Source organism: Streptomyces inusitatus (assembly GCF_014651115.1).
GTDB classification, from domain to species: Bacteria; Actinomycetota; Actinomycetes; order Streptomycetales; family Streptomycetaceae; genus Streptomyces; species Streptomyces amakusaensis.
Genome location: NZ_BMWG01000002.1, coordinates 81,201 through 96,888 on the forward strand (window position 1 = coordinate 81,201; position 15,688 = coordinate 96,888).

12 protein-coding genes are annotated in these 15,688 nt (G+C 71.8%); 9 read left to right on the forward strand and 3 right to left on the reverse strand.

Annotated elements, in window-relative coordinates; translation table 11 throughout:
- The first annotated feature begins 215 nt into the window (after positions 1-215).
- From IE247_RS04120 to IE247_RS04135, 4 genes are all read left to right on the forward strand, one after another.
- On the forward strand, positions 216-2,312 hold the full coding sequence (locus IE247_RS04120) for an SEL1-like repeat protein (protein ID WP_190121506.1): 2,097 nt from the start codon (positions 216-218) through the stop codon (positions 2,310-2,312).
- A 353-nt stretch (positions 2,313-2,665) separates the two neighbouring features.
- Positions 2,666-2,914 (forward strand): hypothetical protein, encoded by a 249-nt coding sequence (locus tag IE247_RS04125; protein ID WP_190121507.1) that lies wholly within the window; start codon positions 2,666-2,668, stop codon positions 2,912-2,914.
- 199 nt (positions 2,915-3,113) lie between these two features.
- On the forward strand, positions 3,114-3,356 hold the full coding sequence (locus tag IE247_RS04130) for a type II toxin-antitoxin system VapB family antitoxin (RefSeq protein ID WP_190121508.1): 243 nt from the start codon (positions 3,114-3,116) through the stop codon (positions 3,354-3,356).
- A complete protein-coding gene (locus IE247_RS04135) occupies positions 3,356-3,775 on the forward strand; it encodes a PIN domain nuclease (protein ID WP_190121509.1) in 420 nt (139 codons plus the stop codon). The genes IE247_RS04130 and IE247_RS04135 overlap by 1 nt, the downstream gene beginning before the upstream one ends.
- A gap of 85 nt (positions 3,776-3,860) precedes the next feature.
- Here IE247_RS04135 and IE247_RS04140 read toward each other — a convergent pair whose 3' ends face one another.
- Positions 3,861-4,073 (reverse strand): DUF4287 domain-containing protein, encoded by a 213-nt coding sequence (locus tag IE247_RS04140; protein ID WP_190121510.1) that lies wholly within the window; start codon positions 4,071-4,073, stop codon positions 3,861-3,863.
- A 164-nt stretch (positions 4,074-4,237) separates the two neighbouring features.
- Between IE247_RS04140 and IE247_RS04145 the strand changes: the two genes are divergently transcribed.
- Entirely contained in the window at positions 4,238-5,407 is a 1,170-nt protein-coding gene (locus tag IE247_RS04145) for a serine hydrolase domain-containing protein (RefSeq protein WP_190121511.1), read from the forward strand.
- Here the strand turns inward: IE247_RS04145 and IE247_RS04150 are convergent.
- The gene (locus IE247_RS04150) at positions 5,404-5,844 is read right to left on the reverse strand and encodes a protein-tyrosine phosphatase family protein (protein WP_190121512.1); all 441 of its coding nucleotides are present in this window, start codon (positions 5,842-5,844) and stop codon (positions 5,404-5,406) included. The two genes, IE247_RS04145 and IE247_RS04150, sit on opposite strands and share 4 nt — an antisense overlap.
- Positions 5,845-5,926: 82 nt before the next feature.
- The gene (locus IE247_RS04155; protein WP_229868627.1) at positions 5,927-7,297 is read right to left on the reverse strand and encodes an NsdA family TPR-like regulatory protein; all 1,371 of its coding nucleotides are present in this window, start codon (positions 7,295-7,297) and stop codon (positions 5,927-5,929) included.
- A 175-nt stretch (positions 7,298-7,472) separates the two neighbouring features.
- On the opposite strand from IE247_RS04155, the gene IE247_RS04160 reads away from it, so the two are divergent.
- From IE247_RS04160 to IE247_RS04175, 4 genes are all read left to right on the forward strand, one after another.
- The gene (locus IE247_RS04160; RefSeq protein WP_190121513.1) at positions 7,473-7,829 is read left to right on the forward strand and encodes an ATP-binding protein; all 357 of its coding nucleotides are present in this window, start codon (positions 7,473-7,475) and stop codon (positions 7,827-7,829) included.
- A gap of 145 nt (positions 7,830-7,974) precedes the next feature.
- The gene (locus IE247_RS04165; RefSeq protein WP_190121514.1) at positions 7,975-11,190 is read left to right on the forward strand and encodes a tetratricopeptide repeat protein; all 3,216 of its coding nucleotides are present in this window, start codon (positions 7,975-7,977) and stop codon (positions 11,188-11,190) included.
- Positions 11,191-11,316: 126 nt separating this feature from the next.
- On the forward strand, positions 11,317-14,361 hold the full coding sequence (locus IE247_RS04170) for a tetratricopeptide repeat protein (protein ID WP_190121515.1): 3,045 nt from the start codon (positions 11,317-11,319) through the stop codon (positions 14,359-14,361).
- Positions 14,362-14,365: 4 nt separating this feature from the next.
- Entirely contained in the window at positions 14,366-15,670 is a 1,305-nt protein-coding gene (locus tag IE247_RS04175) for a CHAT domain-containing protein (protein WP_190121516.1), read from the forward strand.
- Positions 15,671-15,688 lie beyond the last annotated feature (18 nt).

Consider the following 15,688-nt stretch of genomic DNA (forward strand, 5'->3'; position numbering starts at 1 on the left):
GCGGGAAGCACATACCGACAAATAAGCTCTTCCGAGAGTTTCTCCGTGCAGTCGAAACCTTGGCTCGGCAGCGAAACATCATCTTCCCTGCCGCACTCGCCGACCGGGCAGTCTGGGATCGTCTACTGCGCGCGGCGCGGTCCAAGACTCCCACTCCGGCACAGGCAGAATCGCGTCACATCGCGGTAGGCACAGTCCGGATCCCGATCCGCCCGGTGGCTGACGCCAAGCCCTTGGAGCTGGGAGTACACCGGACGAGTCGTATCGAGGGCTCTCCTCCGCTACCGGCCTATGTGCCACGGGACGCGGACAGCGCGGTCTCGGCTCAGCTGCTTGAAGCCAGAGAGAACGGCGGCCTCGTCCTCTTGGTCGGCGAGTCCACGGCCGGAAAATCACGGTGCGCCTTCGAGGCTGTACGACGCGAACTGCCCGATCATTGGATCATTGCACCGCCTGCGGCAAGCGAGCTGAGCCCCGTGCTGTCGCATATATCCCTACCCAGGTCCGGTCGTCGGAAGTGGGTTCTCTGGCTGGATGATCTCGACCGCTTCCTCCTCCCCGGCGGCCTTGACCAAGGCATGCTGTCCGTGCTCCTGGAGCAACGAGTTGTGGTCATGGCCACCATGCGTTCTGAGGTGTACGGCAATTACAGTGAGCGCGCACTGAGAGGCACGGGAGCCGCCTTGGCTTCTGTGCGCCGCCCAGGCTCTCGGGTGCTGAATCTCATCGAGCCCCTCGTGCTGGAAAGACAGTGGTCCGAGGAGGAGATGAGTCGGCTCCGCGCACAGTTGGCAAACCCGGACCCCGATATGCGTCTCGCTGACGCAGCCCGCCACCACGGCGTTCACGGCATCGCGGAATACCTCGCAGCCGGACCGAAGCTGCTTGAAGAGTTCCTGACGACCAGACGTCAGCCGAAAGGCCATCCCCGGGGCGCGGCCTTGGTCCAGGCGGCCATCGACCTCTCGCGAGCAGGTATCTCCACCCCTCTGGCCACTGAGACCCTGCTGACATTGTCCACGTGTTATCTCTCTGCCGGGGACGCCTCCCGCCTCCAAGCCGAGAGCCCCGAGCAGGCTCTGGCCTGGGCAACCGAGATCCAGTTCGGTGTAGCAGGAATGCTGATTGCCACGGATACCGCCGAAGCCTGGCGGCCATTCGACTACCTCGTGGACGCCATTGCCAGTACCGCCGAAGCGTCGGCCATTCCTGACGAGGTCTGGGAGGCGGCGGTCACGCACGCGAATGGCGGCAACGAGCTACTACCTGTCGGACGATCTGCCTTCCGTTTCGGTCGCCTGGTGCTCGCCGAGCGCTGCTTCTCTCCACTGGCAGCCAGAGGTGACCACACCGCCATGCACGACCTTGGGTTCGTACAGCGCGAAAGACGGCCAGAACACACCTGGCCCTCGTGGTACCGGACGGTATCTGAAACAGGAACTGCACTGCAGGCCCGAGCCCTTGGCGCCCTGCACGAAATTGAAGGCCGACGGGACGAAGCGTCGGCATGCTACGAGAGGGCCGCAGCTCAGGGAGATGCTCTTGCCATGCGGCTCCGGGGTGTGATCGCCCAGCGGTGCAGGCAGAACGACGAAGCCCATGAGTGGTACGTCCGCGCCGCCGAGGGCGGAGACGCGGTAGCGATCTCATCCTTCAATGAACCGGGAATCCACCGGCCAGAAATGGGCCACGCGCTAGGTTCGGAAACCTGGGATCCGAATGTCGAATGGGATGAGGATGACGAAGAGCCGTGGCGGATGACGGCCCGCACATCACGCATCCTCAGCTGCAACCTGGAGATCCTCGCCGATACGGCTCACGACGAGTTGGATGAACTGGGTGACCAGCCAATCTCCCCGAACAGTATTGGGAGATTCTTCGCACGCTTGCCGGCCTCCACATGGAGCCAGCCACGGCATTGGCGGCGCAGGGTGCTAAGAGCCCTGGATGATCTCAACGAGGACATCGCTCTCGGCCACTCTCCGGAACCACGCTGCGCGGCGGAGGAACTGGCGCTCCACTTTGCCCTGGAGAGCGCTTCGGCAATGACATGTGATGAACCGGATCTGGTGGCCGAGCTCACCCAAGGCCTCCCCGAGCAGCAGGGCGACTACGACTGGCTCACTTGTTCAGATTTGCTCTTCCAGGACCACGATGTGCTCTTTCTCTACGACCCGATGATGCAAGGCTTGGAGCATCCCGACGACCCGCTCAACCAACGCATGGGCATTGGAGACCTGCGACCCGAAAGGTGGTTCGAGGAGTTCGGGAACGCGCCGCCTCGCGATCCATCCCGAGGATTCGCACATTGACGTGACCCCGCTGAATAGCGCTGCCGCATGCTGATCTTGATTGGTGGATCATGATCGGGTGTTACATCGCCATGGACTGCATGAACTGTCCGATGAGGCCGGGAGCACCAAGGGCTCACCTCGGAGCCACCCGGACCTGGCTGCGACGCCGAGGCATCCCGCACACCATTCCCGAGCGAGCTGCCCAGTCCGCAATCGGCTCCGGCGCGGTGGCAAGGGCGGCCGTCCGCCCCGCTTCGACAAGGGAGTCGAGTCCTTCCGGACCGGAAGTCCGGACATTATCGGCCCGACCAGGAACTTCAAGCACCCTGGCGCACAAGGCACCTCGGAGTTCAGGTACCGCGCAGCCTTGTATGAGCGTCAGCGCACCGGGCGGTGCGCCGTCGCGCCGAAAGGACCTCATCGTGACCGTGGCACTGCTGTCCACCATGATCTGTGCTGGTGCACTCACCCTCCAGCGCGCCATCTACCCGCTGACCCTTCTGGTCGGCTTCTTGTCCGCGCTGCGCGGCCTTGGTGCCCCCGAGCGGGTCTTGGCCTTCCGTGCCTTTGCCCGAGCAGTCGCGGACGTGAGCAACCGCCCCACGAGCAGTTCCCTCTGAACCCGCACGGGCTGCCCGCCCGGCCCTTGGCGCTCGGCCGGGTTCGCGAGTCCTGTCGGCCGTCGGCGCGGCACCCTGGACTCCAGCCGACCGCGCTCCGCGGCGCTCTGGTGAAGCCGCAGAAGAACAGCAAACGATATCAAAACTCAAGGGAGAATGATATCGTTTGCCGTATCTGATCACCCGAGGAGGGGCTGGCATGGCAAGGACAGTGATCGACCTCGACGAGACCATGGTCGCCGAGGCCATGCGGATCTTCGGGACCAAGACCAAAGCCCAGGCCGTACGGCTCGCCATGGAAGACGCCGTCAAACGGCACCTGCGGCAGGAGGGCTTCGACGCCATGGACGCCGGCGACTTCGACTTCAGCGAGATCATCGAGAGCACCGGCCCTCGCGACGCCAACGGGACCCTGAAGCGCGACGGCGGCCGGGCCACCTGATGCAGGACCGCTTCCTGATCGACAAATCAGCGCTGGCGCGCTGGACGAAGCCGGGCGTAAGAGAGGTGCTGAAGCCTCTCCACGAGCGCTACCTGCTCGCAGTCTGCCAACCCACTGAGTACGAGATGATCCACTCGGCCCGGGACACCGCCGAGGCAACGCGAATCAGCACCTGGCTCCATGCCTTCGACTACCTGCCCAGTGACGACAACGCCTTCACCCGCGCACTGGAGGTGCAGCGCCACGCTCTCAACGCGGGGTTCCACCGGGCACTGTCACTCCCCGACCTGCTCATCGCCGCCACAGCGGAACTGAACCGGCTGACCGTCCTCCACTACGACGGCGACTTCGACATGATCGCCTCTCTCACGGGCCAACCCGCCGAGTGGGTCGTGCCACCAGGCAGCGCCGACCGCTGAACAGTGCTGAGAGCGCTATGGAGATCACCGACTCCTGTGGGGAGTCCACGGGCCCCGACATCGGCGATCGTGCCGCCCGCGCGGGTCAGTTCGCGCGGTCCTCCGCCAGGGTGTGGGCGACGAGGGCGTTGGCGTGGCCGTGGCCGAGGGAGTGCTCCGACTTGAGCCAGGCGACGAGTTCCATGTGCTTGGTCAGGGGGGAGGCGCGGATGAGGTCTTTCCACTCGGTGATGGGGCGGCCGTACTTCTTCTCGATGGAGGGGAAGTAGGCGGCGGGGCCCTGTGCGCTGGCGGTCATGTCGGTGAGTGTGCCATCTGGAGAGGGGGAGCGGGCTACACCGTCGGCGGCGGGGCCGGCTCCCGTGGGGGGTGTAGTCGGTGCCGTGGTGGGGGCGGGGCTTGGATTCCTAGGGTCGAGAGGTGCCGGGCGGGGGTTCCGCCGGGGCTCGACGGAGGGAAGTCATGAGGAACGGCAGCGTGTGGAACGCGAGGTCCCGCAGGGTGGCGACGAAGGCCGGTGGGGTGGCGCTGGCGGCCGCCGCGCTGGTGGGGACGGTGGGGTCGCCGGCTTCGGCGGCGCGGGAGGGGATTGACCCGGCCGAGCGGGGGGCCGGGCTGCGGGCGGTGGTGGAGGGTGGGGAGGCGAGCTGGAGTCTGGGGCGGATCGTCGAGGACGGGCGTACGTCGTGGAAGGGCGCGGCGGGGGTGGCGGATCGGCGCGGTGGGGCTCCGGCGGACCCCGGTGGGCGGTTCCGGATCGGGAGCATCACCAAGACGTTCACCGCCACGGTGGTGCTCCAGCTCGTCGGCGAGGGCCGGATCGGGCTGGAGGACCCGGTGGAGAAGTACCTGCCGGGTGTGGTCCCGGACGGTGAGCGCATCACCGTACGCCAGCTGCTGAACCACACCAGCGGCCTGTTCAACTACACCGAGGCCCCGGAGCACAACATGCCGACGGAGGAGTGGGTGCGGGCCGGCCGCTGGCAGTCGTACTCCGCCGCCGGCATCGTGGCGAACGCGGTCGGGCGCGCTCCCTACTTCCCGCCGGGGAAGGGGTGGAGGTACTCCAACACCAACTATCTGCTGGCCGGGATGCTGATCGAGCGGGTGACCGGCCGGAGCTGGAACAAGGAGGTCGAGCGGCGTATCGCCCGCCCCCTGAAGCTGCGCGACACCTCCATGCCCGGCACCTCCGTACGCATCGGGGGCACGCACGCCCGCAACTACACGAAGCTCCCGTCCGGTCCGGTGGACACCACCCTCCTCAATCCGTCCGAGGCGGGTGCGGGCGGGGCCGGGGTCTCCACCACCGCCGACCTCGCCCGCTTCCACTCCGCGCTGTTCAAGGGGGAGTTGCTTCGCCCGGCCGAGCTGAGGGAGATGAAGCGGACGGTCAAGACGGACCAGGGCGTCGGCTACGGCCTGGGCGTTCAGCGCCTCGACAATCTGAACGGCCTCGGCTGCGGTGAGGTCTGGGGCCATGCCGGCGGCATCCACGGCAGCGTCTCCTTCTTCTTCGGCGACGCGCGCGGCGAGCGGCAGGCCGTCACCTCCGCGAGCCTCTACGGCAAGCCCGACCTCGTGGCGGTGGTCGGCCGGATGAACAAGGCGGTCGCCTGCTCCGCTTCCTAGGAGGTGTCGCCGAATCCCGCGACGTACCGCTTCTGCCAGGGGGTCTCCACCGCGTGGGCGCTGTAGTGCCGTCGTACGTACGCAACCGCGTCCCCCGCCGGTACGCCGTCCAGGACGGCGACACAGGCGAGGGCGGTGCCGGTACGGCCGCGGCCGCCGCCGCAGGCGAGTTCCACGCGTTCGGCGTCGGAGCGGGACCAGGCCTCGGCGAGGACGGCGCGGGCCTCCGAGCGCTTGGCGGGCAGCCGGAAGTCGGGCCAGTGGAGCCAGTGGGACTCCCACGGGACCTCGGGGGGCTGTTTGCCCAGGAGGTAGACGGCGAAGTGCGGGACTCGGCCGGGCGGAAGGGGGCGGCGGAGGGCGCGGCCTCGGATGAGGCGGCCGGAAGGGAGGCGGAGGACACCGGGGGTGGTGGGGTCCCATGGCTCGGTCGTCATCCGATCACCGTAGATTCCCAGGCGCGGAAGGGGTGCCCGGTTATGGATATTACGGAGCCGGGCATGATGATCAGCGCTTGTTTCAGCGCTTGGCGTCGGCCAACGCGCGCGCCCTCTCGTCCAGTTCGCGCGCGGCGCGAACCCTCCGATAAGGCGCGACACGGCGGCGCATGGTGTGGAAGTGGTCGTCGCCCCGCGCGGTCGACAGCTGCGCGTAGTCGTCGAGGAAGGCGCTCCAGGTGGCGCAGGCCTCCTCCAGATGGCCCAGCTCCAGCTGCCGCTGGGCGAGGACCGCGTTGGAGTGGACCCTGCCCTGGCGCTCGCGGTGGGGCTGGGACTTGAGGGACTCCTTGAGGGCGGCGATGGAGCCCGCGAGGTCGCGGGTCTCGTAGAGGACGTGGGCGACATGGAACTGATAGGCCGAGCGGTCGTAGCCGCCGACGGCCTCGCGCCGCGAGTCGGCCCTCGACAGCGCGGCCTCGGCCTCCCTGAGCCGGGCGAAGGCCTGGTGGCGGTCGCCCACCATCGAGGCGGCGTGGGCCTGCTGCCCCCGCAGGAAGGCGACCAGCCGGGGGCCCGCCCCGGGGGCCGCCTGGGCTGCGGAGTCGGCCAGTTGGAGGGCCTTGTTCCCGTGGCCGAGGTTGGCCGCCTGGAGGCTCATGCCGCGCAGGGTGCGGCAGTACGTCACATGGTCGCCCGCCGCCCCGGCCAGCTTCAGCGCCTTGACGTAGTACCGCTGGCCGAGGCCGTGCTCACGCTCGTACATCGCCATCCACCCGGTGAGATAGGTCAGGTCGGAGGCGGCGGACAGCATGTCCTTGCGGTCCTTCTCCTCCCCCGAGGAACGTAACTGGGGCAGCACGGTGTTGACGAGGAACGCGGCCGCCATGGGGCGGGCCAGTCCGCCGCCGAGTTCATCGAGTATGTCCGCGATGCGGTCGGTCATCGTCCGCACCGTCACCACGTCCCCCGGGCCGATGCGGCCGGCCGGGCGGGTGGCGCGTCCGCCCTCCTGGGCGTGTGCCACATCGGTGAAAAGGGGGACGGTGAGAGCGGCCGAGTACAGGCCCGCGGTGAGCACTCCACGACGCGAGGGATCCATGTCAGCCCTTCCGAGATCCATAAGGGATTCGACAGTGTCGTCGCCGTCGGACCCTTTCCTGCCCTTCGGCTGCTGAAGCCCGGCTTCCGCGTATGTCAATGGGCGCCCGAGCTTGCGTTCGAGCGTTTCCAGAATGACTCCCCTGACCTGTTCCCTCGGCTGCGTCCCGGCAAGCCAGTGAGAAACGGCGGATTGCTCGTACTTCAGCTCCATCCCAATCTGGGCACCCGTTCGATTTACCGCGTTGGCGAGCTGAGTGCGCGACCATCGGGCCTGCTCAAGCAGTCCCTCAAGTCCCGTGTTGCGCTGGTTCAGAGAGGCCCTGGCCACATCAACTCCCCACCCGTTCATGGCTTTCACGGTTAGACACGCCGTCAACGGTACCGGTACGGGAGGCTACGCAGTTAGCTCTGCACGGCCCACGATCACCAGTGGACCGAAGAGAACGCCGCACCCCCGGCACCGGTGGACAGGAGGAGCCGTGATCTCCGTGGAAGACGTGGAAGAAGCCGATACGCGACTGAGTATGAGTTTGACGGTCCGGCCCTCGGAGATCCGCCGCATTCGCCGTGCCGTCATGGACCATCTCGACGGACGGGGACTCGGGGAATCCGCTTTCGATATCGCGCTCGTGGTGACCGAACTGCTCGCCAATGTCCATGAACACGCGGATGGCATATGCGAACTGGATATCGAGCCCCGGGAGGGCCGGCTCATCCTCACCGTGCGCGACACCGTCATGGCTCCCCCCACCCTGCGGCACGACTCCCCCTCCGCCGAGAACGGCCGGGGGCTTCTTCTCGTCGACGCGCTGACCGAGCACTGGGAGACCACCGTCACCGCCACCGGGAAGGTCGTCACCTGCACCTTCCGGACTCCCTGAGGCCCGGCGGCGAAGTCCCCGGACGTCATCGGCCCGACTCCCGCCGTCACTCCCGCCGTCCCTCCCGCCGTCCCTCGCGCGAAGCCCCCCGTACAGCGCACACTCGACAGCGGAAACGGAACCGCGATGTCACGAGGGGGAGCCCATGCGGGAGAGTCACCGGACCGAGGCGGAGAGACTGCTGGCCCGCGCCGTGGAGGACGAGGCGCGGCGCTCGGAGGGGCGGACGGACGCGGCCGCGCTGCTCGCGCGCGGGCGGGAGGCGCTGGACTCGCTGGCCGCCGAGGCGGCCGAGGAGTACGCCGCGTACACCGGGGCGCTGGACGGCGCCACGGCCGGGGGCGCCGGGTTCGGCCGGGCGGATCTCGTGACTCCCGCGCTGGTCACGGCTGTCGCCGCGGTGGCCGCCGCCGGGGCCGATCTCGCGCTCGGCACCACGGCCGGGACCGCGCTCGCCGCCGGGGCGGCCGTCGCCGTCGCCGGGGCCGCGACCACCGCCGTCAGGGCGACCGGCGCGAGCCGGGGGGCGGGCGCGCCCGGCCGGGCCGAGACCGAGCAGCGGCGGCTGGAGTGGCTCACCGCCCTGGAGGTGCGCGGCATCCGGCCGTTCCTCGACCGGCAGCGGATGACCGCCGCCCGCACCGCCGCCGCCCGCACCGGCGGCGGAAGGACCGGCGGCGGAAGGGCCGCCGCGGCCCCCTCGCTGCGCGGCGGCGACCGCAGCGCCGCCGCCCGCAGCCGGTCGGTGCTCGCCCACTCCTTCGCCCAACTTCCGGAACCGGAAGGTCCGTTCAGTGGCCGCCGGGAGGAGCTCGCGCAGATCGCCCAGTGGGTCCACGCCTCCCGCGCGGCCACCGAGACCAGGCCGACCGTCGTCGTCCTGCACGGCGTCCAGGGCTCGGGCCGCTCCACCCTCGCCCTGCGCGCCGCCCACCGGCTCAAGGACCAGTTCCGGGGCGCGTGCGTGGTCGATCTGCGCGGCGAGAGCGGCCGGCCGCTCGCCACCCGCGACGCGCTGCTGCATCTGCTGAACCGGCTCGGAGCCCCCCGCGAGCAGCTCCTCTTCCGGGAGCGGTCCTCGGCCGACCAGCAGGTACGGCGGCTGGCCGAGCTGTACCACCGGCATCTGACCGGCCTCCCGGTCACCGTGATCCTGGACGACGCCCGCGACCCGGCGCAGGTGCGCACCCTCATACCCGAGCGCTCGGACAGCCTCGTCCTGGTGACCGCGCGCGAACCGCTGGAGCTGCCCGCCGACATCCCGGCCCGGGTCCACCAGCTGCCCGTGGCCGCCCTGGACGAGGCGGGCTCCGAGGAGCTGCTGCGGGCCGTCGGCGAGCGGTCGGACCAGTCCCCCGCGCAGACGCCCTACGACGGCCAGTCCGCCGAGCGGATACGGGAGCTGTGCGGCGGGCTGCCGCTCGCGCTGCGCGTCGCCGGGTCCTCGCTCGGGACGCGCGGCGCCCAGCGGCTCGCCGCCGACCTCGCGGCGCAGGAGTCCGCCGACCCGGTGGAGCGCGCGCTCCGGCTGCGCCACGCCGACCAGAGCGAGCAGGCCCGGCGGCTGCTGCGCCGGCTCGCGCTCGCAGGGCGGGCCTCGCTGGGCCCGGCAGCGGCGGCGGCGCTGCTCGCGGTGGGCGAGGAGGAGGCACGGCGGCTGCTGACGGCGCTCGCGGACGCCGGGCTCGTCGACAGGGCCCGCTCCGGCCGCTACCGGCTGCACGACACCGTACGGGCCTTCGCCCGGGCCCGGCTCCTCGAAGAGGAGGAGGCGGCGGAGCGCACCGCCGCGCAGGAGCGGCTGATACGGAGCTACGCGGAGCTGGCCGGGGCGGTGATCCGGATGGTGGACGGCAAGATGTCCACCCGGGCCGGGCAGTTCGGCGCGCACGGCTTCCCCTCGCTGGACGCGGCGCTGCGCTGGCTGGACGACGAGTCCAGCTCGATCACCTCCGCGCTGCGCCACGCGGAGGGCGTGAACCAGCAGACCGTTCTGGCGCTGCTGGGGGCGCTCGCGGACTACTGTCTGCTGCGCGGCGATCTGTACCGGCTGGGCGAGATCAGCGAGTTGTCGCAAGCGGTCGACCAGGGGCTGCTGGAGCGGTCCGTGCGCTGGCGTACGGGGATCGCGGCCCGTCAGCTCGGCGAGCTGGACAAGGCCCGCACCACCCTGTCGTCCGTCGTCGGGCTCTACCGCGAGGCGCACAACGACGCGGGGGCCGCGCTCGCGCTCTGCTCGCTCGGCATCACCCTGCACCATCAGGGCAATCTCACCGAGGCGGCGGCCCGGCTGACCGAGGCGGTGGAGCTCCAGTCCTCCGACGCGCAGGCGGAGGACCGGGCGTGGTCGCTGCACGCGCTGGCGGCGGTCCGGCGCGATCAGGCCTCGCTCGCGGAGGCCCTCTCGCTGCTGGGGACCGCGCTGGAGCTGCACCGGGAGGGCGAGTCGCTGCACGGCGAGGCGTGGACGCACTTCCAGCTCGGCCAGGTGTGTCTGCGGATGGGCGAGGTGGCCCGCGCCGATGCCGAGCTGGGCGCGGCCCTCGCGCTGTACGGGCGGACCGGCGACGCGCGCGGCGAGGCCTGGGCGCTGACGCAGCTGGCGCGGGCCCGGCTGGTGGAGGGGGATCCCGCCGAGGCCGTGACCGGGCTGGAGCGGGCGCTCGCCCGGCACCGGGAGAACGAGGACGCGCGCGGCGAGGCGTGGACGCTGTACTACCTGGGCCAGGCGCTGGAGGAGCGCGGCGAGGGCGATCAGGCGGTACGGGAGCTGGAGCGGGCGCGCACGATGTTCTCGCGGATGCGCGATGTGTACGGGCTGGCCTGCGCCCGCCACCACTCGGGCCGGGTCACCCGCGACCAGCGCGCGGCCCGCACCGGCAATCTCCGCAACTCCGGCTTCGCCCGTCAGCTCCTGGTGGACGCCCGGGCCGACTTCCGCCGTATCGAGGTCGCCCACGGCGAGGCGTGGACCTGTCTGGAACTGGCCGTCGTCGACGCGGGCAACGACCGTGCGCGGCAGGCGCTGGGCCTCTGCGACGAGGCCGTCGAGCTGTTCGTCTCGTACCAGGACGAGCGCGGCGCGGACTGGGCCCGCTTCCTGCGCTGCACCCTGCTGCCGTACGCCTCGCCCGGCGGGATCGAGATCGGGTCCGTGGTCGCCCAGGAGGAGTTGGGCCGGCTGATCGCCGCCGGGCACCCCGCCCGGGACGGCAAGCTGGAGGACTGCGCCCAGGCTCTGGCGGTGATGCTGGAGCGCGGCGTACGGCTGGAGGACGGCTGGCAGGCGTGGGACCGGGGGATGGTGCCGGGCAGGCACGCGCGCGAGGTGATGGGGGTGCCGGTGCCGCCGGCCGAATAGGAACCCGGGTGTCCGGTTCTCGGCGGGGGCGAGCGGGGGCGAGTGGGGGCGAGTTGAGCCGTCAAGGCCCGGACGGCGGGGCCCTTTGTCTGGATACTGGTGCTGGGACTCTCGGAGGGGGACGTGATGACCGGGGACGGGCAGGGGGAGGCCGGCGGGGGCGTTCCGGAGGAGGAGCGCGGGTACGAGGAGACCGGCCCGGAACAGGACGAGTTAACCGGGGACGAGGGCCCCGGGTCCGGGGCCTCGGACGCGGACCCGGACCCGGACCCGGACGCGGAGGATCCGGGGCCCGGGGAGGACGGCTCCTGGTCGTACGGCGGATCCGTCGTCGGCAGCGCGCCGCCCGCGCCGCCCGAGGAGGACGGCCGCCCGCACAGCGGGAAACCGGCCGGGCGGCGGCGGAAGCCCCCCGGAGGGACGACAGGACGGCGGCGGAAGTCCGGCGGGGGCATCGTGCGGGGCCTGCACGGTCCGATCGTCGCGAGCGCGAGCGCGAGGGTGTCCCAGAGGGACTCCATGAGCATTTCCTTCGTCGGACCGCCGCCGGAGGCCTCGCCGCTCGCCGCCGGAGCCGGTGGCGGCGGGGACGGCCCGCGCGGATTCATCGGCCGGGCCGGGGAGCTGGGCCATCTGCTGCGGGTGGCCGGGACGACCCGCATGGTCGAGCTGTACGGCCCCGCCGGAATCGGCAAGTCGGCGCTGGCCGAGCGGGTCGCGGACCGCGTCGGGGACGATCGGGCGCGGCCCGTGCACTGGCTGACGGTCCCGGAGGACCAGCCGCGCCCGGAGGTGACGCTGCTGCGGCTGCTCGACCGGATCGGCGTCCCGCCGGGCGAACTGCGCGCCGCCCTGCCCGACTTCCCGGACGCCTCGCCGGAGGCGCTGGCCCTGGTCTGCCGCCGGGAGCTGACCCGGCGGCCCGCCGTGCTGGTCGCGGACGGAGTGCCCGGCGGCCACCCCGGCACCACTCTGCTGACGAGCCTGGCCGACGCCGTGGAGGGCACGGACACCCTGGTGCTCGCCACCTCCGAGACCAGCCACACCGGCTCCGTACCGGCCCTGCTCGGGCACGAGGTGCCCCCGCTCACCGGCGCGCAGAGCGCTCAGTTCCTCGGGCTGCCGCTCTGGACGGCGGATCCGCTGTTACGGGCCTCCCTCGGCCGCCCGCTGTTTCTGCGGCTCGCCGAGGGACTGCCGCGGGACGGCATCGTCCCCCGCTCGCCGAGCGAGCTGTTCGCGTTCGTGCGGTGGGCGCTCAGCCCGGAGGCCGACGGCCTGCTCACCACCCTGGCCGAGCTGGGCATGGAGGAGCTGCCCGAGTCCCTGGCACGGGAGCTGCCGGAGCCGCCCACCGACGCCTGCCTCCAGGAGCTGCTCCAGTGCGGGATCCTCCAGCGCCCCCGCCCCGGCTACTGGCGGCTGCCGCCCGCGCTGCGCGCCCTCGCGGCGGCGGGGAGCGGACCCCGGCCCCCGGGACACAGCCGGAGCGAGCTGGAGGAGCGGCTGACGGGATCGGCCAGGACCGGTTCGCGGTCCCCCGTGGAGCCGTACATCTGGCTGGCCTCCCGTGTGCTCGCCCCCTCCCGGGGCCCGGGCCGCGGCACCGCCCGCCGTCTCGCCCTCGACTGCGCGGGGCTGCTCGCCCGGGACCTGGCCGGCCGGAACAGCCTCGCCCAGCTGCTGCTGCTGTGGTGCACCACCCGGCAGCCGGGCGAGCTGAGCCTGCCGCTGGCCGCCGTCGCCCGGCAGACCGGCGACATCGCGCTCTCCAGAAAGCTGCTGCGCTCCGCCGACGACCTGACGGGCTCCTGGGCCGAGGAGGCCGAGAGTCTGCGCCACGCGGGCCGGCTGACCGACGCGGGACGGGTGCTCGACGGGCTGGATCTGCTCGACGCGGACGGACCGGCCGCCCGGCGGCTGGATCTGCGCGCCGAGATCGACATCGACCGGGGGGCGCCGCGCGGGGCGGGCGTTCTGCTGAGACGGGCCGTGGAGGCCCATCAGATGGCGGGCAGCGAGCGCGGGGAGGCGTGGGCCGCCTACCACTACGGCCGGCTGCGGCTGCTCGTGGGCGACCCGGACGGGGCCGAGGAGAGACTCGGCTTCGCCCAGGGGCTCTTCGCCCGGATCGGCGAACGGCGCGGGGTGGCGTGGGCGCGGACCGGGCTGGCCCGGGTGCCGCTGCTGCGGGGCGACCGCTCGCGCGCCGTGCCCGCGCTGGAGCGCGCGCTGGCCGGGCACGAGGCGACGGACGATCCGCGCGGCCGGGCCTGGACGGGCTATCACCTGGCGCTGGCGCTGGCCGACGAGGGCTCGCCCGATCTCGCGTCGGCCGCGCTGGAGCGGGCGGTCGGGGCCTTCCGGGCCGTCGGGGACGGGCTGGGGGCCGCCTGGGCGCTGCACCAGCTGGCGCTGGCCGGGCCGGGCCCGCACCGCACCAAGGTCGGGCTGCTGATGCGGGCGGGCGCGGCCTTCGAGGAGCTGGGCTGCCCGAAGGGCTTCGCCTGGACCCGGCTGGAGCTGGGGCTGCGCACCGCGGACCCGCTCTGGATCGGCGCCGCCCGGAGCGTCTTCGGGAAGAGCGGGGACGAGGCCGGGGAGCACTGGGCGGACCTGGCCGGCGCCCGGCTCGCCGGCGACCGGGACGAGGAGGCGCGGGCGCTGAAGGAGCTGGCCAGATTCCACCCCCGATGGCTGCTGCGGGACACCGCTTCGGGGCTCCCCCGCGCCGCCCGCGACACCGTGCCGGAACCGCTCCCGGACGGTGCGCCGCGGCAGCGGGGGCAGCACCCGGAGTTCTCGTGCCGGGTCCGGATGCGGCTGCTGGACGAGGTGTTCCGGGGCGGTTCCGCCCGGCTCGCCCTGGGCGTGGAGCCGGGGCCGCTGCACAGCTGGGCGGCCGAGGATCCCGAAGGACCGCCGCTGCTGCGGGTGTACGCGACGGCGCTCGGCGACGCCGATGTGGAGCCCGCCCACTCGGTCACCGTATGGCCGACGTCCGACACCAGCGGCTGGGCGGAGTTCCGCATCACCCCCCACCGGGAGGGACCCCTGCGGCTCCGGTTCACCGTCGAGGACCGGACCGGCGGCACCGTCCTCCAGCAGGTCGAGACCGAGTTCCGCGTCCGCGCCGCCACCCTCGTCCCGGCGCCCGCGCGGGAGGCGTGAGCAGATGCCCCGAGAACTTCCCGTGCGCGTCGTCCAGGATCCGAGCCACGGCTTCACCCGCTTACCCCGCCGGGCGAGCACCGCGCCCGATCTCGTCGTCGGCGTCGACCTGATGTACGGCGACCGCGTCCAGGTGCGGATGCACGGCCCCGCCCTGCCCGACCTCGGCTCCGAGCACCGGGTGGTGCTGCACCGCAATCCGGCGGAGATCCAGGCGGTGGCGACCCGGCTGCGCCATGTCTGGAAGCGCGAGTTCGTCGACGTCCAGTCGGTGGACGCCTGGGGCCGGCCCGCGCCGGGACGGCCCGAGCGCCCCTACGCCACCCTGCTCGACCTCAGCGGCGAGCCGGAGGACGAGCTGCGCCCCTGTATGGAGGAGCTGGCCGCGCAGGGCTCGTACCTCCTCTTCGATCTGCTGCTGGGCGAGGGCCCCCGGAACGGGGGCGCCGACGGCCCACTCGGAACATTCCGGGAGATATTCATACAAGTCCTCTCGGGTGACCAGCCGCTGCGCGTCCGCTTCGACTCCGAACTCTTCCTGCCCTGGCCGATGCTGGCCCTGCCGGGCACCGCCCCGACGGGGACCGAGAGCCTGGACACGCTCTTCCGCCGGTTCCTCGGCCACCGCCACCAGATCGAGCAGACCTGCGGCTCCTACCCGGGCGTCCAGGGCCGGTCGGCACCCCGGCCGCCGGTGATCCCGGCGGTCTCCCTCAACCACGACACGACGATCGACCCCCAGAAGCGCACCCGGGCCGGCGAGGTGGCCGCCGCACTCGCCAAGGACACCGAGTTCACCGAGCGGACCACCCGGGCCGAACTGCTGCGGGCACTGGCGGAGGGGCCGCTCGACGAGCAGCTCATGTACTTCTGGTGCCACGGGAAGTTCCGTACGGAGGACGACCAGACGCCCTGTCTGGTCGTCCGGCTGACGGACGGCCGCGAGATCGACGCCTACACCGTGCGGGGCCGCCCCCCGGTGAACGGGACGGCGGACCTCTTCCGGCCGCTGGTGATGCTGAACGCCTGCTACGCCGGTCTGCCCAGCGGCGCGGATCTGGCCTATCTGGGCCGGGCGCTGATCGACCGGGGCGCTCGCGGGGTGATCGGGCCGCAGATAGAGATGCCCCAGGTCTTCGCGGCCGAGTACGCGCTCGCCTTCCTCACCCGGTATCTGGAGGGACGGGAGACGGCGGGCGAGATCGCGCACTCGCTGGCCCGGGGGTTCGCGGACCGGTACCGCAATCCGCTGGGCCTCGCCTACGCGCTGCACGGCGGGATGGACGAGCGCCTGGAGCGCGCCTCATGACCGCCGTACCTCCTCACC